General features: G+C 51.1%; 29 protein-coding genes. 14 read left to right on the top strand and 15 right to left on the bottom strand.

Translation table 11 applies throughout. The annotated features are described in order from the left end of the window. Positions 1–18 precede the first annotated feature (18 nt). From flgJ to flgB, 9 genes are read right to left on the bottom strand one after another with little or no spacing between them, the layout of a single operon-like run. Complete coding sequence (gene flgJ / locus NNO08_RS11930) at positions 19–969, bottom strand: flagellar assembly peptidoglycan hydrolase FlgJ (protein WP_121584801.1); 951 nt, start codon at positions 967–969, stop codon at positions 19–21. Next, complete coding sequence (locus NNO08_RS11925; RefSeq protein WP_137383046.1) at positions 969–2,045, bottom strand: flagellar basal body P-ring protein FlgI; 1,077 nt, start codon at positions 2,043–2,045, stop codon at positions 969–971. The genes flgJ and NNO08_RS11925 overlap by 1 nt, the downstream gene beginning before the upstream one ends. A 33-nt stretch (positions 2,046–2,078) precedes the next feature. After that, positions 2,079–2,777 carry a flagellar basal body L-ring protein FlgH gene (gene flgH / locus NNO08_RS11920; protein WP_003836756.1) on the bottom strand — a complete coding sequence of 233 codons (699 nt, stop codon included), beginning with the start codon at positions 2,775–2,777 and terminating at the stop codon, positions 2,079–2,081. Positions 2,778–2,834: 57 nt separating this feature from the next. Next, the gene (gene flgG, locus NNO08_RS11915) at positions 2,835–3,617 is read right to left on the bottom strand and encodes a flagellar basal-body rod protein FlgG (protein WP_005129045.1); all 783 of its coding nucleotides are present in this window, start codon (positions 3,615–3,617) and stop codon (positions 2,835–2,837) included. Positions 3,618–3,630: 13 nt separating this feature from the next. Further along, positions 3,631–4,386 (bottom strand): flagellar basal body rod protein FlgF, encoded by a 756-nt coding sequence (locus NNO08_RS11910; protein ID WP_045441661.1) that lies wholly within the window; start codon positions 4,384–4,386, stop codon positions 3,631–3,633. Between the two features lie 20 nt (positions 4,387–4,406). Next, the gene (gene flgE / locus NNO08_RS11905; protein ID WP_271456768.1) at positions 4,407–5,621 is read right to left on the bottom strand and encodes a flagellar hook protein FlgE; all 1,215 of its coding nucleotides are present in this window, start codon (positions 5,619–5,621) and stop codon (positions 4,407–4,409) included. Between the two features lie 26 nt (positions 5,622–5,647). Further along, the gene (flgD, locus tag NNO08_RS11900) at positions 5,648–6,346 is read right to left on the bottom strand and encodes a flagellar hook assembly protein FlgD (protein ID WP_271441729.1); all 699 of its coding nucleotides are present in this window, start codon (positions 6,344–6,346) and stop codon (positions 5,648–5,650) included. Positions 6,347–6,357: 11 nt separating this feature from the next. Then, positions 6,358–6,762, bottom strand: a complete 405-nt coding sequence (flgC, locus tag NNO08_RS11895) for a flagellar basal body rod protein FlgC (protein ID WP_045441655.1) — start codon at positions 6,760–6,762, stop codon at positions 6,358–6,360. Between the two features lie 3 nt (positions 6,763–6,765). Then, the gene (flgB, locus tag NNO08_RS11890; protein ID WP_003036189.1) at positions 6,766–7,182 is read right to left on the bottom strand and encodes a flagellar basal body rod protein FlgB; all 417 of its coding nucleotides are present in this window, start codon (positions 7,180–7,182) and stop codon (positions 6,766–6,768) included. Positions 7,183–7,339: 157 nt separating this feature from the next. On the opposite strand from flgB, the gene flgA reads away from it, so the two are divergent. From flgA to flgN, 3 genes are all read left to right on the top strand, one after another. After that, on the top strand, positions 7,340–7,999 hold the full coding sequence (gene flgA / locus NNO08_RS11885; protein WP_271441728.1) for a flagellar basal body P-ring formation chaperone FlgA: 660 nt from the start codon (positions 7,340–7,342) through the stop codon (positions 7,997–7,999). Between the two features lie 93 nt (positions 8,000–8,092). Further along, on the top strand, positions 8,093–8,386 hold the full coding sequence (gene flgM / locus NNO08_RS11880) for a flagellar biosynthesis anti-sigma factor FlgM (RefSeq protein ID WP_005129057.1): 294 nt from the start codon (positions 8,093–8,095) through the stop codon (positions 8,384–8,386). A 3-nt stretch (positions 8,387–8,389) separates the two neighbouring features. Then, complete coding sequence (gene flgN / locus NNO08_RS11875; RefSeq protein WP_271441727.1) at positions 8,390–8,812, top strand: flagella biosynthesis chaperone FlgN; 423 nt, start codon at positions 8,390–8,392, stop codon at positions 8,810–8,812. Between the two features lie 88 nt (positions 8,813–8,900). Here the strand turns inward: flgN and murJ are convergent, their stop codons facing one another. The 4 genes from murJ to rimJ all read right to left on the bottom strand — a co-directional run bounded on the left by murJ (position 8,901) and on the right by rimJ (position 12,850). After that, complete coding sequence (murJ, locus tag NNO08_RS11870) at positions 8,901–10,436, bottom strand: murein biosynthesis integral membrane protein MurJ (protein ID WP_271441726.1); 1,536 nt, start codon at positions 10,434–10,436, stop codon at positions 8,901–8,903. Positions 10,437–10,657: 221 nt separating this feature from the next. After that, entirely contained in the window at positions 10,658–11,581 is a 924-nt protein-coding gene (locus tag NNO08_RS11865; RefSeq protein WP_271450133.1) for a Gfo/Idh/MocA family protein, read from the bottom strand. Between the two features lies 1 nt (position 11,582). Next, complete coding sequence (locus NNO08_RS11860; RefSeq protein ID WP_271456767.1) at positions 11,583–12,230, bottom strand: YceH family protein; 648 nt, start codon at positions 12,228–12,230, stop codon at positions 11,583–11,585. Between the two features lie 35 nt (positions 12,231–12,265). Beyond that, complete coding sequence (rimJ, locus tag NNO08_RS11855; protein ID WP_005129064.1) at positions 12,266–12,850, bottom strand: ribosomal protein S5-alanine N-acetyltransferase; 585 nt, start codon at positions 12,848–12,850, stop codon at positions 12,266–12,268. A gap of 260 nt (positions 12,851–13,110) precedes the next feature. Here rimJ and mdtH point away from each other — a divergent pair, with 260 nt between their 5' ends. The 9 genes from mdtH (at position 13,111) to NNO08_RS11810 (ending at position 19,998) form a co-directional block, all read left to right on the top strand. Continuing rightward, positions 13,111–14,319 carry a multidrug efflux MFS transporter MdtH gene (gene mdtH, locus NNO08_RS11850; protein ID WP_137383040.1) on the top strand — a complete coding sequence of 403 codons (1,209 nt, stop codon included), beginning with the start codon at positions 13,111–13,113 and terminating at the stop codon, positions 14,317–14,319. A gap of 116 nt (positions 14,320–14,435) precedes the next feature. Further along, positions 14,436–14,996 carry a lipoprotein gene (locus NNO08_RS11845; RefSeq protein WP_061068127.1) on the top strand — a complete coding sequence of 187 codons (561 nt, stop codon included), beginning with the start codon at positions 14,436–14,438 and terminating at the stop codon, positions 14,994–14,996. 105 nt (positions 14,997–15,101) lie between these two features. Further along, positions 15,102–16,148 carry a dihydroorotase gene (pyrC, locus tag NNO08_RS11840; RefSeq protein ID WP_271456766.1) on the top strand — a complete coding sequence of 349 codons (1,047 nt, stop codon included), beginning with the start codon at positions 15,102–15,104 and terminating at the stop codon, positions 16,146–16,148. A 74-nt stretch (positions 16,149–16,222) separates the two neighbouring features. Continuing rightward, positions 16,223–16,468 carry a DNA damage-inducible protein I gene (gene dinI / locus NNO08_RS11835; protein ID WP_202038314.1) on the top strand — a complete coding sequence of 82 codons (246 nt, stop codon included), beginning with the start codon at positions 16,223–16,225 and terminating at the stop codon, positions 16,466–16,468. 339 nt (positions 16,469–16,807) lie between these two features. Then, positions 16,808–17,062 (top strand): biofilm formation regulator BssS, encoded by a 255-nt coding sequence (gene bssS, locus NNO08_RS11830; protein WP_003036154.1) that lies wholly within the window; start codon positions 16,808–16,810, stop codon positions 17,060–17,062. A gap of 246 nt (positions 17,063–17,308) precedes the next feature. Next, positions 17,309–18,427 (top strand): N-methyl-L-tryptophan oxidase, encoded by a 1,119-nt coding sequence (solA, locus tag NNO08_RS11825; protein WP_271456765.1) that lies wholly within the window; start codon positions 17,309–17,311, stop codon positions 18,425–18,427. 52 nt (positions 18,428–18,479) lie between these two features. Continuing rightward, positions 18,480–18,593 carry a YceO family protein gene (locus NNO08_RS11820; protein WP_003846814.1) on the top strand — a complete coding sequence of 38 codons (114 nt, stop codon included), beginning with the start codon at positions 18,480–18,482 and terminating at the stop codon, positions 18,591–18,593. Between the two features lie 261 nt (positions 18,594–18,854). Next, a complete protein-coding gene (locus tag NNO08_RS11815) occupies positions 18,855–19,421 on the top strand; it encodes a cytochrome b (protein ID WP_271442812.1) in 567 nt (188 codons plus the stop codon). A 1-nt stretch (position 19,422) separates the two neighbouring features. After that, positions 19,423–19,998: a YceI family protein gene (locus NNO08_RS11810; RefSeq protein WP_061068131.1), complete on the top strand. Its 576-nt coding sequence runs from the start codon at positions 19,423–19,425 to the stop codon at positions 19,996–19,998. A 47-nt stretch (positions 19,999–20,045) separates the two neighbouring features. Here the strand turns inward: NNO08_RS11810 and trhO are convergent, their stop codons facing one another. Then, complete coding sequence (trhO, locus tag NNO08_RS11805; protein ID WP_271456764.1) at positions 20,046–21,098, bottom strand: oxygen-dependent tRNA uridine(34) hydroxylase TrhO; 1,053 nt, start codon at positions 21,096–21,098, stop codon at positions 20,046–20,048. Between the two features lie 219 nt (positions 21,099–21,317). Between trhO and NNO08_RS11800 the strand changes: the two genes are divergently transcribed. Both NNO08_RS11800 and mdtG read left to right on the top strand, forming a co-directional pair. Further along, positions 21,318–22,238: a Kdo(2)-lipid IV(A) acyltransferase gene (locus NNO08_RS11800; protein ID WP_005129093.1), complete on the top strand. Its 921-nt coding sequence runs from the start codon at positions 21,318–21,320 to the stop codon at positions 22,236–22,238. A gap of 154 nt (positions 22,239–22,392) precedes the next feature. Further along, complete coding sequence (mdtG, locus tag NNO08_RS11795; protein WP_271450127.1) at positions 22,393–23,613, top strand: multidrug efflux MFS transporter MdtG; 1,221 nt, start codon at positions 22,393–22,395, stop codon at positions 23,611–23,613. A gap of 146 nt (positions 23,614–23,759) precedes the next feature. Here the strand turns inward: mdtG and NNO08_RS11790 are convergent. Beyond that, the coding region (locus NNO08_RS11790; protein ID WP_271456763.1) for a sensor domain-containing diguanylate cyclase at positions 23,760–24,817 on the bottom strand (1,058 nt) is incomplete at its 5' end.

Below are 24,817 nucleotides of genomic sequence, written 5' to 3'. Positions count from 1 at the left end.
TCAGCAGACTTGAGCTATTTAAAAGAGATTATCGAGATTCGTGCTGTAGGTTTTACTCACCTTTTCGCTCATCGATTTTAGCTGCTGGATCATGCTAGTTAATTTACGCGCATAGTTAGGGTCAGTGGCGTAACCGGCATTCTGCAATGCCTGGGCACCCTGCTCAGCGGTCGCAGCACCGGTCACCGCGGCGTAACGCGGATTGCGAGATATCAGACCGACATAATCCGACAGTGCTTCAAGATAGGAGCTATAAACACGGAATTTCGCTTTCACTTTTTTCGCCTCACCGTTTTCGTATTCGGTGGTGGTGATTTCAGTGGTCGGCCCTTTCCAGCTTCCCGAGGCTTTTACCCCAAAAATGTTAAAGCTCGGCTCGCCGTTCTCTCGTCGAATTTGTCGTTGCCCCCACCCGGACTCCAGCGCAGCCTGCGCCAGAATCAGATGATGAGGAACCCCACTCTGTTGACTGGCCAGTTTTGCCGGCAACGAAAGTTGAGCGAGGAAGTCTTTGCTGTCCCCCGACAGCGGCTCATCATTGCTTTCTGTGGTTCTGGGCATCGCTTTACGCACCAGTTGCGTCAGCGTCTGATTTTGATAGCTGGTCACCGTTTCCAGCGAGAACTTCATCGGCACCTGCGGCGCATCATCCGCAGGTTGCCCCTGTCCTTGCGTCATCTGCTTGACCATCATTTCTGCCAGTCCCAGTCCTTTTCCTGCCGTCATCTGCTGGGCGATCTGTTGGTCATACATGCTGGTGTATAAACGCGTGGAGTCGCTGCTAAACACACCGTCTTTTGGCAGCGCCTCGCGCATGCTTTTCAACATCATCTGCACGAACATCCCTTCAACCTGGCGGGCGACCGGGCGGATATTTGCCGCCGGGTCCTGACCCGCTTTCGCTTTCAGTTCGTTCAGTGATTGTGCATCCCAGGCTGCGCTGGTCAGCAGTTTGCTATCACCAATCATCAGATGATTTCCAGTTTGGCGCGCAGACAACCTGCACTTTGCATGGACTGCAGGATAGACATCAGATCCATCGGTGTTGCCCCCAGCGCATTCAATGCTCGTACGACGTTGTTCAGGTTGGCACTGGAACGAACGCTCTGCAACGAACCACCGCTCTGGCGCAGATCGATCTGCGTTTGTGGCGTCACCACGGTTTGTCCACCACCAAACGGTGTATCCGGCTGGCTGACATTCGCCTGGCGGTTAACCGTAATCGACAGGTTGCCTTGTGCTACAGCGCAACTATCCAGCGTCACTTCACGGTTCATTACCACCGATCCCGTACGGGAGTTAATAATCACCTTCGCGTCCTGCGGTGTGACGTTCACTTCCATATTCTGGATATCCGCGAGGAAACGTACCTGCGAGCTATTACCACTCGGGACACGTACCTGAATCGTGCGTGCATCCAGCGCAGTCGCACTGCCAAATCCGCGAGAACGGTTGATGGTGTCGGTTATCTGCTGTGCCATGGTGAAATCTTCATTATTCAGCTGCAGATTAATGGTATTACCACCACCAAACTGGGTGGGTAGCTCACGTTCAATAATGGCACCGTTGGTGATACGTCCACCATTGAGCTGGTTCACCTGGACACTACTTCCACCCGCTGCGGCACCTGCACCACCGACCAGAATATTCCCCTGCGCCAACGCATATACCTGGCTATCGACCCCTTTCAGCGGCGTCATCAGCAACGTCCCGCCACGCAGGCTTTTGGCGTTCCCCATTGAAGAGACCACCACATCGATAGTTTGTCCCTGACGGCCAAACGCCGGGAATGACGCAGTCACCATCACCGCCGCCACGTTTTTCAACTGCATATTGGTGCCCGTCGGCACGGTGATCCCCAGCTGAGAGAGCATGTTATTCAGCGTTTGCGTGGTAAACGGTGTCTGGGTAGTCTGGTCACCCGTACCGTCCAGCCCCACCACCAGCCCGTAGCCTATCAGCGAGTTTTCACGCACCCCCTGAACACTGGTCAGATCACGAATGCGATCGGCATGCGCAAAGGTGGTAGCCAGGACCAGTACCATTCCAACAAGAGTTTTAAACACTGGATACCTCGCTTACATCGGCGATAAATTAAGGAAGAAACGCTGCAACCAGCCCATATTCTGCGCCTCGTTGATATAGCCGTTACCGACATATTCAATACGCGCATCCGCAACCTGTGTTGACGGCACAGAGTTGCTACCACTAATGGTGCGCGGGTTAACAACTCCAGAGAAGCGAATGAATTCAGTGCCCTGGTTAATGGCGATCTGTTTTTCACCCACGACATGTAAATTGCCATTCACCAGTACCTGATCAACCGTCACGGTCAACGTACCACTGAAGGTGTTTCTGGCGTTCGCGCCACCTTTACCGTTAAACGAGTTGCCGCCAGAAGCCTCTACATCGGCACGCTCGTTGCCAAACAGCCCCTGCAGGTAACGGGGTACCGTGTCAAAACCAAAGTTAGTTTTGCCATCACGACTGGCATTCGCCGAGGAGCTTTTGCTCGCACTGACGTTTTCCTGCAATACGATAGTCAGCGTATCGCCAATATTGCGCGGACGGCGGTCTTCAAATAACGGCTGGTAGCCATAATTAATCGGCTGCGCAGACTGAAATATTGATCCATTCGCCACCGGCGTCGGGCCTGGAACGGGCTGGGCAGTCGTCGCGCCCTGCACGAGCGGAGTGGCCGGTATCCAGGCACATCCTGTCAGTGAAACCACCAGCAGGGCCAAAATCGGGTATGGGTGAAGCGCGTATTTTCGCATTGCCTTCATCTTCAAAATCAGTGCGCCGGTGAGGCTTTCACCCCACCGGACGTCACTTTAGAGTTGCGTCAGTTTCTGCAGCATCTGATCGGTGGTCGATACCGCTTTACTGTTGATTTCATAAGCACGTTGAACCTGGATCATGTTGACCAGTTCTTCCGCCACGTTGACGTTAGAGGTTTCCACATAACCCTGGTACAACAGGCCCGCGCCGTTCAACCCTGGCGTGCTTTCGTTCGGTGCACCGGACGATTGCGTTTCGGTGTACAAATTCTCACCAATACTTTCCAGGCCAGTATCATTCATGAAGGTCGTCAGGTTGAGTTGTCCCACCTGAACAGGCGCAGCCTGGCCCTGCTGAGTCACACTGACAATACCGTCTCGTCCAATGGTGATACTCAGCGAGTTAGCCGGGATAGTGATTGCAGGCTGTACCTGAAAACCACCCGCCGTGACCAACTGACCGTTCTGATCCACCTGGAAAGAGCCATCACGTGTATAAGCTGACGTCCCATCCGGTAACATGACCTGGAAAAAGCCCTGGCCTTTAATCGCCACATCTTTGCTGTTATTGGTCTGCGACAGGTTACCCTGGCTGTGCAAACGTTCGGTCGCAACCGGACGCACACCAGTACCAATCTGCAAACCAGACGGCAGCGTTGTCTGTTCAGAAGACTGAGCCCCCGGTTGGCGAATAGTCTGGTACAGCAGGTCTTCAAACACCGCACGCTGGCGTTTGAAACCATTCGTACTGACGTTTGCCAGGTTGTTGGCAATCACATCCATGTTGGTTTGCTGCGCGTCCAGGCCGGTTTTGGCGATCCATAATGAATTGATCATAAAATGTCCTGTATTAACTCATCGACAGCAGTTGGTTGGCGCGGCCCGCGTTATCATCCACGCTACTGATAATCTTCATCTGCATTTCGAAGCGGCGAGCGCTGGCGATCATATCGCTCATCGCCGCAACGGGTTTGACGTTACTGCCTTCCAGTACGCCCGACATCACGCGGATGCTGGGGTCGGCTTGCAGTGTCGGCCCGCGGGTAGCCTGCGCTGCCGCATTCAGACGGAACATCCCGTCATCACCACGTTGCACTTCACTTCCCGTCGCTTTAACCAGCTTCAGACGTCCTACTGGCGCCACCGTATTTGCGGGATCGCCTGGGTTGAGCGCCGAAATCGTTCCGTCAGCGGCGATAGTCACTTCCGACCCTTCCGGTACCGCTATCGGCCCAGCTTCGCCGATCACCGGATGTCCCTGAATAGTCAGCTCACCGGTTGGACTCACCTGAATAGCGCCATTGCGGGTGTATCCTTCGCTGCCATCAGCGGTCTGCACAGCTAACCAGCCATCCTGCTGCAAGGCCACATCCAGCGGACGGGAGGTATAATCCATCTGGCCTGGCGTCATATCGGCCCCAGGCGTGGAAGCAACTACCAGCGTACGCGTCGGTAGTGAAAGCCCTTCTACGGGAACCGCACGCAGCGCGTTGAGCTGAGCACGAAAACCCGGTGTGGAGGCATTTGCCAGGTTGCTGGCCGTCACCGCTTGTTGATTCAACGTCTGACTGGCCGCGCCCATGGCGGTATATATTGCGTGATCCATTAAGCCATCCCGTCAGGCGCTTAGCGCAGGTTGACCAGTGTGTTAAGGATCTGATCCTGGGTTTTGATGGTCTGCGCATTCGACTGATAGTTACGCTGAGCGACGATCATATTCACCAGTTCTTTACTCAAATCCACGTTAGAGGCTTCCAACGCACCGTTGGTCAGCTTGCCGAAGTTACCCGTACCTGCGGTACCCAGCAGCGCCACACCGGAGGCCTGAGTTGCTGCCCAGACATTATCACCCTGAGACGCCAGACCTTCGTTGTTGGCAAAGTTTGCCAGCACGATCTGTCCCAGAACCTGTTTCTGTTCGTTGGAGTAGTTACCGACTACGGTACCGTCATTGTTAATTTGGTAGCTCACCAGATCGCCTGGTTTGTAGCCGTCCTGGTTAGTGGCAACAATGTTGTTTGCCCCAGTGTTCTGCTGCATGGAGTTCTGGAAACTCATTGCGAAAGTGACGGCCGGTGCGCCATTGAGCGCGGCGGTAGTGATATCGAATGTACCGCCGCCGATTAACGCCCCATTGGTATCAAATTCCAGCGTGGACGTCGGTGCGGTTGGCACAGCGGCCTTAGGATCGCTGCTATCAATGGTATAGACAGCCCATTTGTTATCAGGCTGTTTTACAAAATAGGCGTTAACTTCGTGGGCATTACCCAGGCTGTCATAAACGGTGACAGGACCTTTTTTGTTATAGCTGTCAGCATCTTTCGGATCGAACTTTGTCGTTGCCGGAATTATTTTATCCGATGAGTTCAGGTTGATCTGCATTGAGGCCTTGCTGGTTGCCTGTGCCGCCATCAATGTATTGGGGATCGTGATCGGCCCCGGGTTCGCACCCTGCTGAACGGTCGGCGGCGTACCGGTTGCCGGATAGCCCGTCAGTTTCAGTCCCTGCATGTTTACGATGTTGCGGTTTTCATCGAGTTTGAACTGACCGTTACGGCTGAAGAAAACGGAACCATTGCTGTCAACCATACGGAAAAAACCGTTCTGGCTGATAGCCACATCCAGCCCACGTCCAGTGTTGGTGGTGGTTCCATCGGTAAAGTCCTGGGTAATACCCGCAACTTTAACGCCCAGACCCACTTTAGAACCGGCGAACATATCGGCAAAGGATGCCGTACCGGATTTAAAACCGTAGGTGGCGGAGTTGGCGATGTTGTTACCAATGACATCGAGGTTGGTCGCTGCAGCGTTCAGACCGCTGACCGCTTGTGAAAAGGCCATGACTTACTCCTGATAAGTGTGAAGGCTTAGATTATCTGCCGTACTTCGTCGAGGGTGGTGGTTCCATAGGTGCCCAGATCCAGCGTGTTACCGCCGTTACTGCGGATAACACCCTGCACCAGCGCAAACTGTAGAGGCTGCGCCACAAGCTGCGTTCCGCCATTACTGGCCGCAATCGAGACGTTATACGAACCGCTCGGCGCATCCGTGCCGTCCGTCATCGTGCCGTCCCAGGTAAAGGTATGCACACCCGCTTTCAACCCGCCAATATCGATGGTGCGTACCACCTTGCCGTCTTTATCGGTAATGGTTGCGGTAACCTTATCTGCCGGTTGCTGCAGCTCAACGCCAAACGGTGTCGTGGTCGTCGTTGCCCCTTCTTCCGCACCCTTACCGGTCAGAATGGTGGTCCCCGGGATCATGACGCCATGGCCAATCAGAGTACTGGCCTGCAACGACTGGCTGCTATCGATCTGTCCGGAGATCGATCCCAGCGTGGTATTCAATTTTTCAATGCCGCTTACGGTACTGATTTGCGCTAACTGGGTAGTCAACTCATTGTTTTGCAGCGGGTTGGTCGGGTCCTGGTTTTTTAACTGCGCAACCAGAAGCGTCAAAAAGCTGCTTTGCAGATCAGCCGCGTTGCTCCCTGTCAGCGAACTGTTGCCAGTGGCAGCATTAACACCCGACGTACTCGGGTCATTCATTTTTACAGCAACGGACATATGCGCCTCCTTTACTGGCCCAGCGTCAGCGTTTTAAGCATCAAGCTTTTCACGGTATTGAGCACTTCAACGTTTGCCTGATAACTGCGTGAAGCAGACATGGTGTTAACCATCTCGCCAACCACGTCGACATTCGGCATTTTTACGTAGCCATTCGCATCCGCCAGCGGATTGCCCGGTTCATAAACCAGCTTGTCCGGCGCCTGACTTTCAATGACGTCAGCAACTTTTACGCCACCGGTTGCTGCGCCTGGTGCTGCATCAACCTGAAAAACAACCTGCTTTGCGCGATACGGCTGACCATCAGGTCCGGTCACGCTATCGGCGTTCGCCATGTTGCTGGCAGCCACGTTCAGACGCTGAGACTGAGCCGTCAGCGCAGAACCTGCGATATCAAAAATATTGAGCAACGCCACGGGTTAGTTCCCTCCTTGCAGCACGTTCATCATGCCCTTGATTTGCCCACCTAACGCGGTAAGCCCCATCTGGTACTTCAGGCTGTTATCCGCAAACTGCGTACGCTCCCTGTCCATATCCACCGTGTTGCCATCCAGAGACGGCTGGTCAGGAATGCGATAGAGCAACTCCGTCGAAGGAGCCGAGACAGTCTGGGCAGGAATGTGTTGTGCAGAGGTCAGCGTCAACGAAACACCGCCTGTTTCTTCCCGCCCTCGCACCATGACTTTTTTTAATTCACTGGCGAAATCCAGGTCGCGCGCCTGATACCCCGGCGTGTCGGCATTGGCAATGTTGGCCGCTAATATTTCCTGGCGTTGGGCGCGCAAATTCAGCGCTTCCTGTTGAAAACGTAAGGCGGCATCGAGCTTATCGAGCATATCTCCTCCGCAAATGACAAAATTCAGCCGACAGCTTAAATCCCATCACGCGCGCGTTATCGCCGGAATAAACGCAAAATGCGTCGCTATTTGTTGCGTTGATGACTGCGTCACACAGGTAGAATCCTGCCACTACCTGAAAAAGCGCGAGGTTTTGATGCAAACGTTTAAACGTGGAATAGTCGTGGCAGCACTGCTGTTCAGCCCTATGACGCTGGCACAAGACCTGAATTCGCAGTTAACCGCGTGGTTTTCCCAGCGCCTGGCCGGGTTTAGCGATGAGGTGGTCGTCACTGTCCGTACGCCGCCAAACTTGCAGCCCAGCTGCGATCAGCCTGCGCTGAGCGTGTCCGGCAGTGCGAAACTGTGGGGTAACGTGAATGTGCTGGCCCGCTGCGCCAATGAAAAACGCTATCTGCAGGTCACTGTGCAAGCCACCGGCAACTATGTTGTCGCAGCGACCCCTGTTGCCCGCGGAAGCGCACTGAACGCGGCCAGCGTAACGCTAAAACGTGGTCGTCTGGATCAACTGCCGCCACGCGCCGTACTGGACATTAACCAGGTTCAAGATGCCGTGAGCCTGCGCGACCTGGTTCCCGGTCAGCCAATCCAGCTCACAATGTTGCGCCAGGCGTGGCGGATAAAAGCGGGTCAACGCGTGATGGTTATCGCCAACGGAGACGGCTTTCGGGTCAATGCCGAAGGGAAAGCGCTCAACAATGCAGCCGTCGCGCAAAACGCCCGAGTGCGGATGATTTCTGGTCAGGTGGTGAGTGGAATCGTCGATTCTGATGGGAATATTCTTATTAACCTATAATAGGTTAAAGATTTTTTAGCGAGTGCCGATAGATAATCAACCAATGATTAAAGCGGGCCGCTATAGCGTAACCCCTCGATGAGGATAGAAAAAATGAGTATTGATCGTACCTCACCATTGAAGCCAGTAAGCACTGTCCAGCCACGCGAAACCAGCGACTCGCCGGTACAAAAAGCGCGGAAGGAAAAAACAGCGACGACAAACAGCACCAGCGTAATGCTGAGTGACGCTCAGGCCAAATTGATGCAGCCCGGCACCAATGACATCAATATGGAACGTGTCGAAGCGCTGAAAACCGCGATCCGCAACGGCGAGCTGAAAATGGATACCGGAAAAATTGCCGACTCGCTGATCCGCGAGGCACAGAGCTACCTACAGAGTAAATAAAGTATGACTCGTTTGTCAGAAATACTTGATCAGATGACGACCGTCCTCAATGACCTAAAAACGGTGATGGATGCTGAGCAGCATCAGCTTTCTGCAGGGCAGATCAACGGTAGCCAGCTACAGCGAATTACAGAAGAAAAAAGTTCTTTGCTGGCCACCCTCGATTATCTGGAACAGCAGCGCCGCCTGGAGAATGACGCCACGCGCAGCGCCAACGATGAGATTGCCGAGCGCTGGCAGACAATCACGAAGAAGACACAGCATTTGCGCGATCTCAACCAGCACAATGGTTGGCTGCTGGAAGGGCAAATCGAACGCAATCAACAGGCAATTCAAGTGCTGAAACCGCACCAGGAGCCGACGCTGTATGGCGCGAACGGCCACACATCTGCGGCACATCGCGGCGGGAAAAAATTCTCTATTTGATCATTGCCTGATGGCATTGTGCTTATCAGGCAACGCTATTCTGCTGGCCGGATGCGGCGTGGTACCGCCATCCGGCATAGGATGTCCATTACGCCGTCCGGCGAACGAACTCTTTCACTTTAAAGCCCAGCGCAGCAAGAGCGGCGAAGTAGGCCACGATTCCCACGACCACCACCGCCAGCAAACGCATCACACGCCACACCATTGTCCCTTGTGACCAGTCCGGCATCATGTAAAGCATCCCTACCAGCGCAGCAGACATCACCAGCACTGAAATCACCAGACGCGTCAGGAACCAGGCCCAGCCTGCCTGTGGGGTGAATATTTTCTGTTTGCGCAGTTGCCAGTAGAGCAGTGAAGCATTCAGACACGCTGCCAAACCGATCGACAACGACAGTCCGGCATGCTTCAACGGCCCGATAAACGCCAGGTTCATCACCTGGGTCAGAATCAGCGTCACAATGGCAATTTTTACCGGCGTTTTAATATCCTGACGCGAGTAAAAACCAGGCGCCAATACTTTCACGATGATAATGCCAATCAGACCGACCGAATACGCCACCAGCGCACGCTGGGTCATCGCCGCATCAAACGCGGTAAATTTTCCATACTGGAACAGCGACACCGTCAGCGGTTTCGCCAGGATACCCAACGCCACGGCACTGGGTAACGCCAGCAGAAAACACAGGCGCAGCCCCCAGTCCATCAGGCGACAATACTCATCATGATTACCGCTGGAAAAACTTTTGGACAGTGACGGCAGCAGGATTGTCCCCAGCGCCACCCCCAAAACACCGGAGGGAAACTCCATCAGACGGTCGGCATAGTACATCCATGACACTGAGCCGGAGGCCAGAAACGAGGCAAAAATCGTGTTAATAATCATTGAAACCTGGCTGACGGAAACCCCAAGGATCGCCGGCCCCATTTGCTTCACGACGCGCATCGCACCTTCATCGCGGAAGTTGACACGCGGCAGTACCAGCATGCCAATTTTCTTCAAATGCGGAAGCTGATAAACCAATTGCAGCACACCGCCCACGGTGACAGCCCACGCCAGCGCCAGCACCGGCGGATGGAAATAAGGCGCGGCAAACAGCGCGAAACCAATCATGCTGATATTCAGAAACGTCGGCGCAAACGCGGGAATAGAGAAGCGATTCCATGTGTTAAGGATTGCACCTGCCAGTGAGGCCAGCGAAATCAGCAAAATATAAGGAAAGGTTATTCGCAGCAGTTGGGTGGTCAGTGTGAACTTATCGGCAGTATCAGCAAACCCTGGCGCGGTGACCATTATCACCCACGGCGCAGCAAGCATCCCGGCCACCGTGACGACGGCCAGCGCCAGCGTCAATAGACCAGAAACATAGGCGACAAACACGCGGGTGGCGTCTTCGCCCTGCTTACTTTTGTATTCGGCAAGAATCGGTACGAACGCCTGAGAGAACGCGCCCTCAGCAAAAATGCGGCGCAGCAGGTTAGGCAGTTTGAATGCCACAAAAAAGGCGTCGGTCGCCATCCCTGCGCCAAAGATTCTGGCGACAATCGCGTCACGCGCAAAACCCAGCACACGTGAGAACATCGTCATCGAGCTGACGGCTGCCAGCGATTTTAATAAATTCATCTATGTTGTATTCCAGACTCTGAGGCAGAACCCCGCATAGCCAGTCCATTGGCCGGAGAAGGCGTTGAGCCCTCATCCGGTGATGTCGCAGAGCCTGATGCCGACGCTAGAGCGTCTTATCAGGCCGACAAACTGGTCTATAGCTTGAAAAGAGGTGTTTTTTGAGTGGGCATATAGTACCTGGATTAGCGTGAATTACTACCGCCAGATGTTACAGGGGGTTATTCCTCCATCGCCTCCCGCCACAGTTTTTCAACCACACGCTGCGCCAGAATCGCCTGCTCGCCCGCCGTCTCAGGAACCGTCTGATTTTGTACGCAGGCTATAAAATGACGTGCGCATCCGGCAAACCCACGTTGTTCTAACGTCGTTTGCCATCCTGCAATGGGTTTATGTACCACACCCTGCCCGCGTTCCTCGCGCCATTCCCGCATATCCGTCACATCAATCAAGCCCCCTTCCGTCACGGCCTGGATACACTCGCGCTGGCTACCTGCACGGCGGTGCATGCTGGTGGTTATCTGTAGCTGGTCGGCAGAAAAATGATGTTCAGCATAAAGCATCTCACCGGTGTCATTTGTTAACAGCGTGCCGCCATTAAGTTGAACCTGTCCTCCTGCCAGCCACAGCGCGGTGTCTACCACGTGCAGATAATCATCCAGCAACGTAAAACGCAGATCGTGCGGCCCGACGCTATCCGTACGGTGCTTGTCCATACGAACAGACGCCGCATTACGCAACTGCGCCTTTAGATCCTGATACAGCGGCGCAAAGCGACGATTAAACCCAACCATTAGCGTCAGTTTTTTCCGCGCCGCCAGCTCCACCAGTTGTTCAGCTTCGCGCAGATTTTCTGCCAGCGGCTTGTCCACGCAAACATGAACGCCGGCATTCAGCAACTCACTCACTACAGCGTAGTGGGTGGCAGTACTGGAATGAACGAAAACGGCATCGCAGGTTGCCGCTAAATTCTGTACGGAATCAACGTATGGCATTCGCCAGGTTTCACAAATACGCAGCGCTTTTTCCCGCGAGGGCGACCATGCACCCTGCAGCGTCCAGTCTGCAGATGCACCCAACACAGGCAACCATGCCTTTTGCGCGATGCCCCCTAACCCGACCACGCCAATACGCAATTTTCCCACGTTAGTCTCCCAGGTGTGCCAATAACGAATCGAGCCGCTGTTTCAATTCTGCCACTTCGGTTTCCAGCGCTTCAACGCGCGCCTGCAAATCTCCAGACGCCGCATGCGGCTCATCTGCCGCAGCGAGTGACTCATCAACCTCGCCACAAAACAGGTGCATATAACGACTTTCTCGCTTTCCAGGTTCACGCGCCAGGCGGACTACATAAGGGCCATCTTCCCGGGTAGCCAGTTTCTCCAGCGTCGACTCCACTTCCGCCATATCGCTGAACTCATACATTCGGGATGCGCGGCTACGCAATTCACCCGGTGTCTGAGCGCCACGGAGTAACAGCGTGGTGATCAATGCCACTTCACCCGCGCTAAACTTAAGATTGCCAAACTCTGAATTACAGAACCGCTGTTCGTATTTGGTCACGCGATTACCAAAGCCGCTCACCGTCCGCAGAAAATGCCTTTTTACCAGGTTATCAAGCTGGTCCTGCACGTCGGCTTCCGACAGATTCATCACCGGTTCACGGTTGGTTTTTTGATTACACGCGGTCACCACACCATTCACGGAAAGGGGATATTGTTCCGGTGTAGTAACCTGTTTTTCTAATAAGCAGCCAATCACACGGGCTTCAGTGGCGGTTAATTCGTATTTCATCGTCTTCTCCATTATTCAGGCCGCGCGCCTGAAACTTAGCGACCGGGGGTCCATTCTGATGTTGTCAACGCCGTCAGCACATGATCGCGCCACTGCCCATCAATCAGCAGATAGTCTTTTGCATACCCTTCTTTCTCAAAGCCGAGTCGCGCCAGCAAATCGCCGCTACGCTTATTGTGTGGCATGTAGTTCGCCATAATGCGGTGAATATGTTGCGTCCGCTGCACATAACGAATAGCGGCGGTCAGGGCTTCGTACATCAGCCCCTGCCCTTGCCACTTCTGCGCAATGGAATAACCGAGATAACAGGCGTGGAAAGATCCGCGCACCACGTTCGAGAAGTTCGCAACGCCGATAATTTCTTTTTCATCCGGATCGAGCAGCGCGAAATACCAGGCCGTGCCTTGTTTATGGAATTCAGAGATCATGCTCAGACGCGCCTGCCAGCCAGAGGGATAGCAGTGGCTTTCATCGCGGATAGGTTCCCAGGGTTTTAAGAAATGACGATTCTCTGCGTAATAATCTGCCAGACGCCAGGCATCACGCTCATGCACCAAACGCACGACCAGGCGGTCCGTGGTTAAGCGCACTTTTGGCACGTTACTGCGATAGCCAAACATTCTATACCTACTCCTTCCCGTAACGTCTTCAATACGCAATTCGCATTACTATACCTGTGCAAATACACCCTGTGAAAAGAGCAAAATGCCATTTTTTGAATTATTCACACATTTTGATGAAAACTCTCTATCAAGACTGACTTTTGATAAAAAAATATTGTCCCGCCAAGGGTGGGAAAAGCGCAAACGACACCGCAGAATAGAAGGTGCTTATCTTTTAAACTCTCCACCGAGTGACGAGTTTTTTCCCTGGAGGGGAAATGTCGCAAGTCTCGCAGGCAAGGAACCTGGGTAAATATTTCCTGCTCATCGATAATATGCTGGTCGTGCTGGGTTTCTTTGTCGTTTTCCCACTGATCTCTATCCGTTTCGTCGACCAAATGGGCTGGGCCGCCGTGATGGTCGGTATCGCACTTGGATTGCGCCAATTTATTCAGCAAGGTCTGGGGATTTTTGGCGGCGCAATTGCTGACCGCTTTGGTGCCAAGCCTATGATTGTGACCGGCATGTTGATGCGTGCCGCCGGGTTCGCCACGATGGGGATTGCGCACGAACCCTGGCTATTGTGGTTTTCCTGTTTCCTCTCCGGCTTAGGCGGTACATTATTCGACCCGCCCCGTTCGGCACTGGTGGTCAAACTGATCCGCCCGGAAAAGCGCGGGCGCTTTTTCTCCATCCTGATGATGCAGGACAGTGCCGGTGCCGTTGTTGGCGCATTACTCGGCAGTTGGCTGTTACAGTACGATTTCCGTCTGGTCTGCGCTACGGGTGCGATCTTGTTCGTTTTGTGCGCTGCGTTTAACGCCTGGCTGCTTCCGGCATGGAAGCTGTCCACCGTGAAAATTCCCGTGCGCGAAGGCATGAGCCATGTGATGCATGACAAACGATTTGTCACCTATGTCCTGACGCTGGCGGGGTATTACATGTTGGCGGTACAGGTTATGTTGATGCTGCCGATTATGGTTAATGACATTGCCGGTTCGCCGGCCGCCGTGAAATGGATGTATGCCATCGAAGCGTGTCTCTCTTTAACGCTGCTCTACCCTATCGCCCGCTGGAGTGAGAAACGTTTTCGTCTTGAGCATCGGCTGATGGCAGGCCTGCTGATCATGTCTCTTAGCATGATGCCCATCGGTCTGGTCGGAAATTTACAGCAGCTTTTCACCCTGATTTGCACCTTCTATATCGGTTCTATCATTGCGGAACCGGCACGCGAGACGCTGAGCGCGTCGTTGGCAAATGCGCGCGCACGGGGCAGCTACATGGGCTTTAGCCGCCTCGGGTTAGCCATCGGCGGTGCCATCGGTTATATCGGTGGCGGCTGGCTGTTTGACATGGGTAAAGCATTGTCACAGCCAGAACTCCCGTGGATGATGCTCGGCATTATCGGCTTTATCACCTTCCTCGCGCTGGGCTGGCAGTTTAGCCATAAACGCCCGTCACGCGGCATGCTGGAACCTGATGCCTGATAGCTGACCAGACGTCCCGGACTCAATTTCAGTTTTTTCTGCTGGTGTCCGGGTCGCTGGTGCTTGATGCTGCTTTGTGTCACGATTACGCCACAAGCATCATGTTGAGGAACCCCATGAAAAAGATTTTTTTTGCTGCTGCACTGATTGTCAGCGGCCTGTTGGTTGGTTGTAATCAACTCACACAATACACGGTTAGCGAGCAAGAGATTAATCAGGCACTGGCTAAGCATAACGACTTCTCGAAAGATATTGGTCTGCCTGGCGTTGCTGAAGCCCACATCGTACTGACCAACCTCGCCAGCCAGATTGGTCGCGAAGAGCCGAATAAAGTGACGCTGACAGGCGATGCCAATCTGGATATGAATTCCCTTTTTGGTAGCCAGAAAGCGACCATGAAATTGAAGTTAAAAGCATTGCCAGTCTTCAATAAAGAAAAAGGCGCGATTTATCTGCAAGAAATGGAAGTGGTCGACGCGACCGTCACACCAGAGAAAATGCAATCTGTACTGCAAACTCTGATGCCCTACTTAAATCAGTCGCTGCGCAATTACTTTAACCAGCAACCGGCCTATATTCTGCGTGAAGACAGCAGCAAAGGCGAAGCGTTAGCGAAAAAACTGGCGAAAGGGATTGAGGTTAAACCGGGCGAAATCATTATCCCGTTTACCGATTAATCAACAACAGGGCGCGAATGCGCCCTTTTTTTTCGTGCAAACGAAAACGTTTCCGCTTATCCTTTGTTTCCGGCAAAAAAGACTATCCTCAGCCGGAGCATATTGATGACTGCACCATCCCAGGTTTTAAAGATCCGCCGCCCAGACGACTGGCACCTTCACCTTCGCGATGGCGACATGTTGAAAACTGTCGTGCCTTATACCAGTGAAACTTATGGTCGCGCGATTGTTATGCCAAACCTCGCTCCGCCGGTCACTACCGTTGACGCGGCCATTGCGTACCGCCAGCGCATTCTGGACGCTGTACCCGCCGGACATAACTTTACGCCATTAATGACCTGCTACTTAACGGACACGCTGGATCCTAATGAACTTGAGCGTGGATTCAACGAAGGTGTCTTCACCGCCGCTAAACTGTATCCCGCCAATGCAACAACCAACTCTACACACGGTGTAACCTCAGTCGATGCCATTATGCCGGTACTGGAGCGCATGGAAAAATTGGGGATGCCACTGTTGGTGCATGGTGAAGTAACGCATGCTGATATCGATATTTTCGATCGCGAAGCACGTTTTATCGAAACGGTGATGGACCCCTTACGTCAGCGTTTAACCGCGCTAAAAGTGGTGTTTGAACATATCACGACCAAAGATGCCGCCGAGTACGTTCGCGAGGGCAACGAGCTTCTTGCCGCAACCATCACACCGCAGCATTTAATGTTTAACCGCAACCATATGCTGGTCGGCGGAATTCGTCCGCATCTGTACTGTCTGCCGATACTCAAACGTAATGTTCACCAGCAGGCGCTGCGCGAACTGGTTGCCAGCGGATTCAGTCGTGCATTCCTTGGCACCGACTCCGCACCGCATGCGCGTCATCGTAAAGAGTCCAGTTGCGGCTGTGCGGGCTGCTTTAATGCGCCGACCGCGCTGGGCAGCTATGCTACCGTGTTTGAAGAGATGAATGCCCTGACTCATTTTGAAGCCTTCTGCTCGCTGAACGGTCCACAGTTCTACGGCCTGCCAGTCAATGATACCTTCATTGAACTGGAGAAAATTGAACATCAGGTCCCGGAGAGCATCGCACTGGAAAATGACACGCTGGTACCATTCCTTGGCGGTGAAACCGTACGCTGGTCAGTAAAACGCTAAAAAAGTGTAGCCCACTGTTGTCAACTGGCGCAGTTAACTGTATAAATAACCAGTACATCCAACAGGGGGCTATTATGCGTATTGAAGTCACTATTGCCAAAACTTCACCTTTACCAGCCGGTGCTATCGACGCGCTGGCAGGTGAACTCTCCCGCCGTATTCATCATCATTTTCCGGATAACGAAGGTAACGTTACCGTTCGTTATGCCGGGGCCAACAATCTGTCGGTTATTGGCGCATCAAAAGAGGACAAAGAACGCATCAGCGAAATCCTACAGGAAACCTGGGAAAGCGCGGATGACTGGTTCATCAACGAATAAAAAATGATATGCAGTGATGTTTTTTTGCCGGGTCGCCCCGGCTTTTTTATACGTGAATCCTTTAAATCAATCTTGCATTCACCACGCTGGCAGATAATTTATATTAAACACCTTGATTATCTTTTAATCAAATCACCAAAATAATTGCACAACATGCTAAAAAAAAATGAATAACATGTTGTTTTATTAGTCAGATAACACTGAAAACAAAAAATTTATGCGCCGCCCTCTTTAAATTTTCAATGAATACCCTTATTTATTGATATACTGAAGTTGCTTCAGAAAAAAACGCATTGAACCTCGAAAACCGTTGTCTAGTAACACGAATTAGGGGGCATGATGGAAAAGAATAATGAAGTCATTCAGACTCATCCGCTTGTAGGGTGGGACATCAGCACTGTTGATAGCTACGATGCGCTGATGCTGCGTTTGCACTACCAGACCCCGAATCGTCCGGACCCGGATGGGACTGAAGTCGGTCAAACGCTCTGGTTAACCACTGATGTTGCCAGGCAATTTATTTCGATATTAGAAGCCGGAATCGCCAAAATTGAATCTGGCGATTACCAGGTAAATGAGTATCAGCGACATTAAACCTGATACATCACACCATCAAAAGGCACCTTCGCGGTGCCTTTCTTATTTGCAGGTTGAATATTCCGGTTCAGTTATTTACCCTGCTATACCTGTCTTACTTCAAGTTGCATGTGCGTTGGCTTTACTCGGCCTTTGGCCTCGCCCCTTTGGGGCCAGCGTAAGCGCTGTTCAAAACCGCCAGGGCGTTTTGTCCTGCAACTCGAATTATTTAACGTATGCTATCGCGATTGCAGAGAGAAGCGGATGAAATACGACTTAATCATTATTGGCAGCGGTTCCGTGGGCGCCGCAGCCGGATACTACGCCACTCGCGCTGGTCTCAACGTTTTGATGATCGATGCGCATATGCCACCGCATCAACAGGGCAGCCATCACGGCGATACACGATTAATTCGTCATGCGTATGGCGAAGGTGAAAAATACGTTCCACTGGTGCTACGTGCGCAAACATTGTGGGATGAACTTTCCGCACAAAATGAAGAGCCTGTTTTTGTTCGCTCTGGCGTTATCAACCTGGGCCCAGCAGATTCAACCTTCTTAGCGACCGTGGCGCAAAGTGCCAAACAGTGGCAGCTCAATGTCGAACAGCTGGATGCAGCAGCCATCATGGCTCGCTGGCCAGAAATTCGCGTGCCTGAAAACTATATCGGGCTGTTTGAAGCCGAATCCGGTTTTTTACGCAGTGAGTTAGCCATTAAAACCTGGATTCGCCTGGCTGAAGAGGCGGGTTGTGCACAGCTGTTTAAATGCCCCGTCACGGCGATCCATCACCACGATGATGGCGTAACGGTTGCAACAGCCGATGGTGACTACCACGCGAAAAAAGCCGTCGTCAGCGCTGGCACCTGGGTCAAGGCATTACTGCCTGAACTGCCGATACAACCGGTGCGTAAGGTGTTCGCATGGTATCAGGCTGACGGGCGCTACAGTGTCAAAAACAAATTCCCGGCATTTACCGGCGAACTGCCAAATGGCGATCAATACTACGGTTTTCCGGCTGAGAATGACGAGTTAAAAATTGGCAAACATAACGGCGGACAGGTCATTCATTCACCTGAAGAACGTAAACCGTTTGCCGCTGTCGCCAGCGATGGTTCTGAGGCTTTCCCATTCCTGCGCGCTATTTTGCCTGGCATTGGCTGTTGTCTGCATGGCGCATCCTGTACTTACGATAACTCGCCAGATGAAGACTTCATTATCGATACGTTGCCAGACCATGACAACACGCTGGTGATTACCGGACTCAGCGGACACGGTTTTAAGTTTGCTTCCGTACTGGGCGAAATTGCGACTGATTTTGCCCAGGGTAAACCGTCAGCCTTTGACCTGACGCCATTCAGGCTGTCCCGTTTTAAGCGATAATTGATCAATGGCCTCGTTGGTGAGGCCATTTTTAATGACAGGAAAAACATTGATGCGCCGCATCTTTCACTATCTGGTTAATAATATTCGCGAGCATTTCATGCTCTACATTATTTTATGGTCGCTGCTGGCGATTATGGACGTCATATATATTATGTTCTTCTAATCGATATGCGCTGACATTAATTGACAAAAACTGATAATTACTTAATTTCATTGCAATAAACTGAATAACATAATTCTCATCCCTCCTTGTTTCCAAGCTCTTCTCCTTGTTCACTCACACTAACGATTTGATGATTGCGCCTTTAATTAATCAACTTTATTGAAATAAGAATAAATATCATCACCATTGTTATTTATTAGTTGCATTAATGTCTTTTACACGCCATTTTCATTCAATTCTAAAATATCTAACGGTGTGTTTATGCAATTCAATAATAGTCCACAGCGCTATGGCGTGGTGTCTGCCGCATTACACTGGCTGGTCGCTATTGCCGTCTATGGCATGTTTGCTCTGGGTTTATGGATGGTAACACTCAGTTATTACGATGGTTGGTATCACCAGGCGCCTGAACTGCATAAAAGTATCGGTGTGTTGCTGATGATGGGACTGGTTGTCCGCATTGTCTGGCGGGTTGTTTCCCCTCCCCCTGCCGCGCTGAAAAGCTATTCCCGTCTAACCCGCATTGCGGCGGCATTGGGCCACCTCACGCTATATACCCTGCTTTTTTCTATTGTCATCAGCGGCTATCTGATCTCTACCGCAGACGGTAAAGCAATAAGCGTATTTGGTTGGTTCGATGTTCCCGCCACGTTTGCCAACGCAGGCGTACAAGCCGACATCGCCGGTAACGTGCACTTATGGCTCGCCTGGACCGTGGTGGTTTTATCACTTCTGCATGGGCTAATGGCCCTGAAACATCACTTTATCGATAACGACGATACCCTTAATCGCATGTTGGGAAAATCGTCATCTGACTATGGAGCTTAAAATGAAAAAAAACCTGCTGGGACTCACACTCGCCTCTTTATTATTCACGACCGGCTCTGCCATCGCGGCGGATTACAAAATTGACAAAGAGGGACAGCATGCCTTTGTTAATTTCCGCATTCAGCATCTGGGATACAGCTGGCTGTACGGCACATTTAAAGATTTCGACGGTACATTTACCTTTGACGAGAAAAATCCGGCTGCCGATAAAGTCAATGTCACCATCAACACCAACAGTGTTGATACCAATCATGCCGAGCGTGACAAACACCTGCGTAGTGCAGAATTCCTCAATGTGAGCAAGTTCCCGCAGGCCACCTTTACGTCCACCAGCGTGAAGAAAGAGGGCAACGATTTGGATATCACCGGTAACCTGACCCTGAACGGTGTCACCAAACCGGTAACATTGGACGCGAAGCTGATGGGTCAGGGTGGCGATCCATGGGGTGGCACACGCGCCGGTTTTGAAGCTCAAGGGAAAATAAAGCTGAAGGATTTCAACATTACCACCGATCTCGGTCCCGCTTCTCAGGAAGTTGAATTAATTATCTCGGTGGAAGGCGTACAGCAGAAATAACGTCCTATTGATGCCGGATGAGGCTTTTGCCACCATCCGGCATCGTGTTATTGCGCAGGATCGGGAATACCGAGCTTAGTATTTAAACGCCCCCGCGATTTATTAAAGATCTTATTGCCGTTCTCACGCCCGGCGCGACGACGACGCTGCTCTTCTTCTGGCAGTTCGCTCTCTTCACAACACAGTTCGCTACAGCAGCCTTTATACTTTTGCGCACAGGCTGGACACTGAATAAACAACAGATGGCAGCCATCGTTTTTGCAATTAGTATGGCTGTCACATGCAGTACCGCACTGGTGACAATGCGAAATCACATCGTCAGAGATCCTCTCCCCCATGCGTTCATCGAAAACAAAATTTTTGCCGATAAAACGCACAGGCAACCCCTGCTCGCGCGCTTTGCGGGCATACTCAATAATGCCGCCTTCGATGTGCCAGACTTTGCTAAATCCATTATGTTTCATCCATGCACTGGCTTTCTCACAACGAATCCCCCCAGTACAATACATAACGATTTTTTTATCCTTATGCTCCTGCATCATTTCTACCGCTTTCGGCAGCTGATCGCGGAAGGTGTCTGCCGGGATCTCCAGTGCATTTTCGAAGTGACCCACTTCATATTCGTAGTGGTTGCGCATATCAATAAACACCGCATCCGGATCGTCCAGCATAGCATTCACTTCAGCAGCTTTCAGATAATCACCCACGTTGCTGGCGTCAAAATCAGAATCATCAATGCCATCCGCGACAATTCGCTCACGGACCTTCATGCGCAGAACCCAGAATGATTTGCCGTCATCATCTAATGCAATATTGAGACGCAACCCGGATAATGCAGGATCAAATGCGTATAACTGTTGGCGAAACGCATCAACGTGACTTTGCGGTACACTGATTTGTGCGTTAATGCCTTCCCGTGCAAGATATACGCGGCCAAACACATTCAGTGTAGTGAACAGTTGATACAGTGCATCACGCGTTTGCTGAGGATCAGCGATGGTAAAATATTTATAGAATGAAATCGTCGTACGCGGCTCAGATTCCGCCAGCATTTTAGCTTTGAGCGCGTCATTCGAAATGCGGTTGTGTAACACTGGCATGGTGTACGTATCCTGCAATCAGTAAAAATGAAAATCGGCCGGCATGATAAAGCAAACATCGCCAATTTACATCCACACATTTTACGCTACATTTCATACTTCACGATAAAAACGCAACAACAATTGATGGTTTAATCACCGTTCTCCCGTCGTAAATTTTAGATACGCGCAAAAAAATGCGACAATACAGGGAATTGGTCGTTAGAAGACAGGATAGACATGACGAATTTACCCAAGTTTTCGGCTGCACTACTGCATCCGCGTTATTGGTTAACCTGGCTGGGTATTGGCATCCTTTGGTTAATCGTGCAGTTACCCTACCCAGTGCTCTATAAATTGGGATGTGCACTAGGCCGTCTGGCATTGCGTTTGATGAAACGTCGGGCAAAGATTGTTTCCCGCAATCTGGAACTGTGCTTCCCGCAAATGAGCGAGCAGGAACGCCAGCAGATGATGGTAAAGAACTTTGAGTCTGTCGGTATGGGCGTAATGGAAACCGGCATGGCCTGGTTTTGGTCTGACAGGCGAATATCACGCTGGACTGAAGTTATCGGAATGGAGCATATCCGGGACGTTCAGGCACAAAAGCGTGGGATCCTGTTAGTTGGTCTGCACTTTTTGACGCTCGAGTTGGGCGCACGCCAGTTTGGCTTACAAGAGCCGGGAATTGGTGTGTATCGTCCTAACGACAATCCGCTGCTCGACTGGCTACAAACCTGGGGGCGTATGCGCTCCAATAAATCAATGCTCGATCGTAAAGACCTGAAAGGGATGATTAAAGCGTTGAAAAAAGGTGAAGTGGTCTGGTACGCGCCGGATCACGACTACGGCCCTCGCGCCAGTGTATTTGTGCCTTTGTTCGCCGTTGAACAGGCTGCAACGACGTCCGGAACCTGGATGCTGTCACGAATGTCGAATGCCTGTCTGGTGCCATTTGTTCCCCGCCGTAAACCTGACGGCAAGGGGTATCAATTGATTATGCTGCCACCGGAGTGTTCACCACCGCTGGACAATGCTGAAACAACGGCGGCCTGGATGAACAAAATCGTTGAAAAATGCATCATGATGGCCCCCGAGCAATACATGTGGCTACATCGCCGCTTTAAGACACGTCCTGAAGGCTCCCCCTCTTTGTACTGAGTCTTTGTTGCAGTCCTGTGGACTGCAACACCTTCTCTCCCCTTTTAGGTTTAACTGCTATCCGCATTGCAGCAACTATCAACCAGGCGCATAATTAGCCTGCTTATTTATATTTAATCGATAGCGCAAACAGCGCATCACACTGCGGATCGCTATGTCACCCTCTGATGCTCCCATAAACTGGAAACGCAACCTTACCGTTGCCTGGCTGGGCTGTTTTTTAACCGGTGCAGCATTTAGCCTGGTCATGCCATTTTTACCCCTTTACGTCGAGAGTCTTGGCGTGACGGGTCACAGCGCCCTGAATATGTGGTCAGGGCTGGTATTCAGCATCACTTTCCTGTTTTCAGCGATTGCCTCGCCTTTCTGGGGTGGGCTGGCCGACCGTAAAGGCCGGAAAATTATGCTCTTACGCTCGGCACTGGGCATGGCCATCGTCATGCTGCTGATGGGGCTGGCGCAAAATATCTGGCAGTTCTTGATCCTGCGCGCCCTGCTGGGTTTGCTCGGTGGATTTATTCCTAATGCCAACGCACTGATCGCAACCCAGGTGCCACGCAATAAAAGCGGCTGGGCGTTGGGGACACTTTCCACTGGCGGCGTCAGCGGTGCTTTACTTGGGCCATTGGCGGGCGGGTTACTCGCCGATCAGTATGGTCTGCGCCCCGTATTTTTCATCACAGCCCTGGTGCTGTTGATCTGTTTTATTCTGACACTCTTTTTTATCCGTGAACGCTTCCAGCCAGTGAGTAAGAAAGAGATGCTGCACGTTCGCGAAGTCGTGACGTCGTTAAAGAATCCAAAGCTGGTGCTGAGCTTGTTTGTCACTACCCTGATAATTCAGGTTGCAACCGGCTCCATTGCGCCAATCCTGACGCTGTATGTACGGGAGCTTGCGGGCAATGTCAGTAATATCGCGTTTATCAGCGGGATGATTGCCTCTGTACCCGGCGTTGCGGCCTTAATCAGCGCACCAAGGCTCGGCAAATTGGGCGACAGGATTGGTCCGGAGAAGATCCTGATCGTGGCATTGGTTATCTCCGTACTGTTGTTGATCCCAATGTCATTCGTCCAGACACCCTGGCAGCTAGGCGTGCTGCGCTTTTTACTGGGTGCCGCTGATGGTGCATTGCTGCCTGCCGTACAGACCTTGCTGGTGTATAACTCAACCAACCAAATCGCCGGGCGCATCTTTAGTTACAACCAGTCATTTCGTGATATCGGCAACGTGACTGGGCCGTTAATGGGAGCTGCTATATCGGCAAATTATGGCTTCCGTGCCGTCTTCTGCGTCACCGCGGGTGTTGTGTTATTCAACGCGATCTACTCATGGAACAGTCTGCGCCGCCGCCGGGGATCTCAGGTCCTGGGATGATTTTGTACATTCATTCTCAACGGTCCCCCAACATATCAATTGGCTTAATGTGGGGGGATACGCAGAGTGAACGCAATTACAATTCTGATCGTACTGGCTGCACACTTTTTTAAACGTCATGACACGCAATAACGCTTAATATTATTCTAGCTGTTATAGTAAACCACTTTATTTCTACCTGAGTTTTTCGCTTCATACAGCGCAGCATCAGCATATGATACGACTTTATCAGCAGAATAATCATCAGATATACTACAATATACACCAATACTGATAGTCATTTTCTCTTTCAAACCATATATATTGGGTACCGCTGTTTCAGTTTCAACATTTTTTCTTATTCTTTCCGCAACAAACATTACTTCAGCTTTATCTTTACACTTAATCAGTATCCCAAACTCTTCCCCACCAATTCTCGCAAAAATATCGGAGTCCCTGATCGATTTATTAACAATATCAACAATGCTCTTTATAACACGATCGCCTTCCTGATGGCCATAAGTATCATTGATGCGTTTGAATTTATCTATATCCAGTATCATTATACAAACAGCACCTTTTACTAAAGATGACTTCAGTGCCTTATAGAATAATTTACGGTTATATATCTTAGTCATAGCATCTTTGATTGCTGAATCCGTCTCTCTCTTAAGAATAATGAACGTGTTGTACATTAATATTGATATGATACATAAGGTGCTGATAACTTCGATACCCCTACTGACATACCAAATATACATACTATATTCATCCAGACTTAACAGCAGAACATTCGTCAGGATTGCAGAGCAACACAGTAACGCGATGCTTTTCCATAAGATACTGTGCAGTTTGGTTTTCACTGCCAGATACAATAAGACCGTTCCCCATGCGATAATCAGTGAATATATGTAGCCAATATGCCAGTGCACCGTTTTATTGTCAGCTTTGAGACTGGTAATTTCAATTGTGACATCAGTATTATAACTGGATAAGTTATGCGAAAGGAATGCAATTGCCAGCATAATCAGCAATGCTATAATGATGTAACATGGTTCTCTTTCTTTAGTCTCAATAACGGTGGAAGTCGCTTTATACGCTGTCAATGATACAAAAAGCAATGCAATAAAACTCACCTGCCTAAAATAATAGAAGATAGCGATATCATTTGTACGTTTTTCTATCAAAACACTATCATTAATTAAATTCTGAACGATATATATAG

It is taken from the genome of Citrobacter sp. Igbk 17 (assembly GCF_028069775.1).
In the GTDB taxonomy this organism is placed as follows: Bacteria; Pseudomonadota; Gammaproteobacteria; order Enterobacterales; family Enterobacteriaceae; genus Citrobacter.
This window is presented reverse-complemented; position numbering and strand designations above follow the sequence as displayed.

What these genes read in the sequence shown, in the direction of transcription:
- bssS (WP_003036154.1), top strand. Translation starts at nt 16,808, where the DNA reads ATGGAAAAGAATAATGAAGTCATTCAGACTCATCCGCTTGTAGGGTGG.
- NNO08_RS11800 (WP_005129093.1), top strand. Translation starts at nt 21,318, where the DNA reads ATGACGAATTTACCCAAGTTTTCGGCTGCACTACTGCATCCGCGTTAT.
- flgG (WP_005129045.1), bottom strand. Translation starts at nt 3,617, where the DNA reads ATGATCAATTCATTATGGATCGCCAAAACCGGCCTGGACGCGCAGCAA.
- solA (WP_271456765.1), top strand. Translation starts at nt 17,309, where the DNA reads ATGAAATACGACTTAATCATTATTGGCAGCGGTTCCGTGGGCGCCGCA.
- trhO (WP_271456764.1), bottom strand. Translation starts at nt 21,098, where the DNA reads ATGCCAGTGTTACACAACCGCATTTCGAATGACGCGCTCAAAGCTAAA.
- NNO08_RS11815 (WP_271442812.1), top strand. Translation starts at nt 18,855, where the DNA reads ATGCAATTCAATAATAGTCCACAGCGCTATGGCGTGGTGTCTGCCGCA.
- flgE (WP_271456768.1), bottom strand. Translation starts at nt 5,621, where the DNA reads ATGGCCTTTTCACAAGCGGTCAGCGGTCTGAACGCTGCAGCGACCAAC.
- mdtH (WP_137383040.1), top strand. Translation starts at nt 13,111, where the DNA reads ATGTCGCAAGTCTCGCAGGCAAGGAACCTGGGTAAATATTTCCTGCTC.
- NNO08_RS11820 (WP_003846814.1), top strand. Translation starts at nt 18,480, where the DNA reads ATGCGCCGCATCTTTCACTATCTGGTTAATAATATTCGCGAGCATTTC.
- flgM (WP_005129057.1), top strand. Translation starts at nt 8,093, where the DNA reads ATGAGTATTGATCGTACCTCACCATTGAAGCCAGTAAGCACTGTCCAG.
- NNO08_RS11860 (WP_271456767.1), bottom strand. Translation starts at nt 12,230, where the DNA reads ATGAAATACGAATTAACCGCCACTGAAGCCCGTGTGATTGGCTGCTTA.
- flgN (WP_271441727.1), top strand. Translation starts at nt 8,390, where the DNA reads ATGACTCGTTTGTCAGAAATACTTGATCAGATGACGACCGTCCTCAAT.
- flgB (WP_003036189.1), bottom strand. Translation starts at nt 7,182, where the DNA reads ATGCTCGATAAGCTCGATGCCGCCTTACGTTTTCAACAGGAAGCGCTG.
- flgD (WP_271441729.1), bottom strand. Translation starts at nt 6,346, where the DNA reads ATGTCCGTTGCTGTAAAAATGAATGACCCGAGTACGTCGGGTGTTAAT.
- mdtG (WP_271450127.1), top strand. Translation starts at nt 22,393, where the DNA reads ATGTCACCCTCTGATGCTCCCATAAACTGGAAACGCAACCTTACCGTT.
- NNO08_RS11925 (WP_137383046.1), bottom strand. Translation starts at nt 2,045, where the DNA reads ATGGTACTGGTCCTGGCTACCACCTTTGCGCATGCCGATCGCATTCGT.
- flgJ (WP_121584801.1), bottom strand. Translation starts at nt 969, where the DNA reads ATGATTGGTGATAGCAAACTGCTGACCAGCGCAGCCTGGGATGCACAA.
- NNO08_RS11845 (WP_061068127.1), top strand. Translation starts at nt 14,436, where the DNA reads ATGAAAAAGATTTTTTTTGCTGCTGCACTGATTGTCAGCGGCCTGTTG.
- NNO08_RS11810 (WP_061068131.1), top strand. Translation starts at nt 19,423, where the DNA reads ATGAAAAAAAACCTGCTGGGACTCACACTCGCCTCTTTATTATTCACG.
- flgA (WP_271441728.1), top strand. Translation starts at nt 7,340, where the DNA reads ATGCAAACGTTTAAACGTGGAATAGTCGTGGCAGCACTGCTGTTCAGC.
- flgH (WP_003836756.1), bottom strand. Translation starts at nt 2,777, where the DNA reads ATGCGAAAATACGCGCTTCACCCATACCCGATTTTGGCCCTGCTGGTG.
- pyrC (WP_271456766.1), top strand. Translation starts at nt 15,102, where the DNA reads ATGACTGCACCATCCCAGGTTTTAAAGATCCGCCGCCCAGACGACTGG.
- dinI (WP_202038314.1), top strand. Translation starts at nt 16,223, where the DNA reads ATGCGTATTGAAGTCACTATTGCCAAAACTTCACCTTTACCAGCCGGT.
- NNO08_RS11910 (WP_045441661.1), bottom strand. Translation starts at nt 4,386, where the DNA reads ATGGATCACGCAATATATACCGCCATGGGCGCGGCCAGTCAGACGTTG.
- rimJ (WP_005129064.1), bottom strand. Translation starts at nt 12,850, where the DNA reads ATGTTTGGCTATCGCAGTAACGTGCCAAAAGTGCGCTTAACCACGGAC.
- murJ (WP_271441726.1), bottom strand. Translation starts at nt 10,436, where the DNA reads ATGAATTTATTAAAATCGCTGGCAGCCGTCAGCTCGATGACGATGTTC.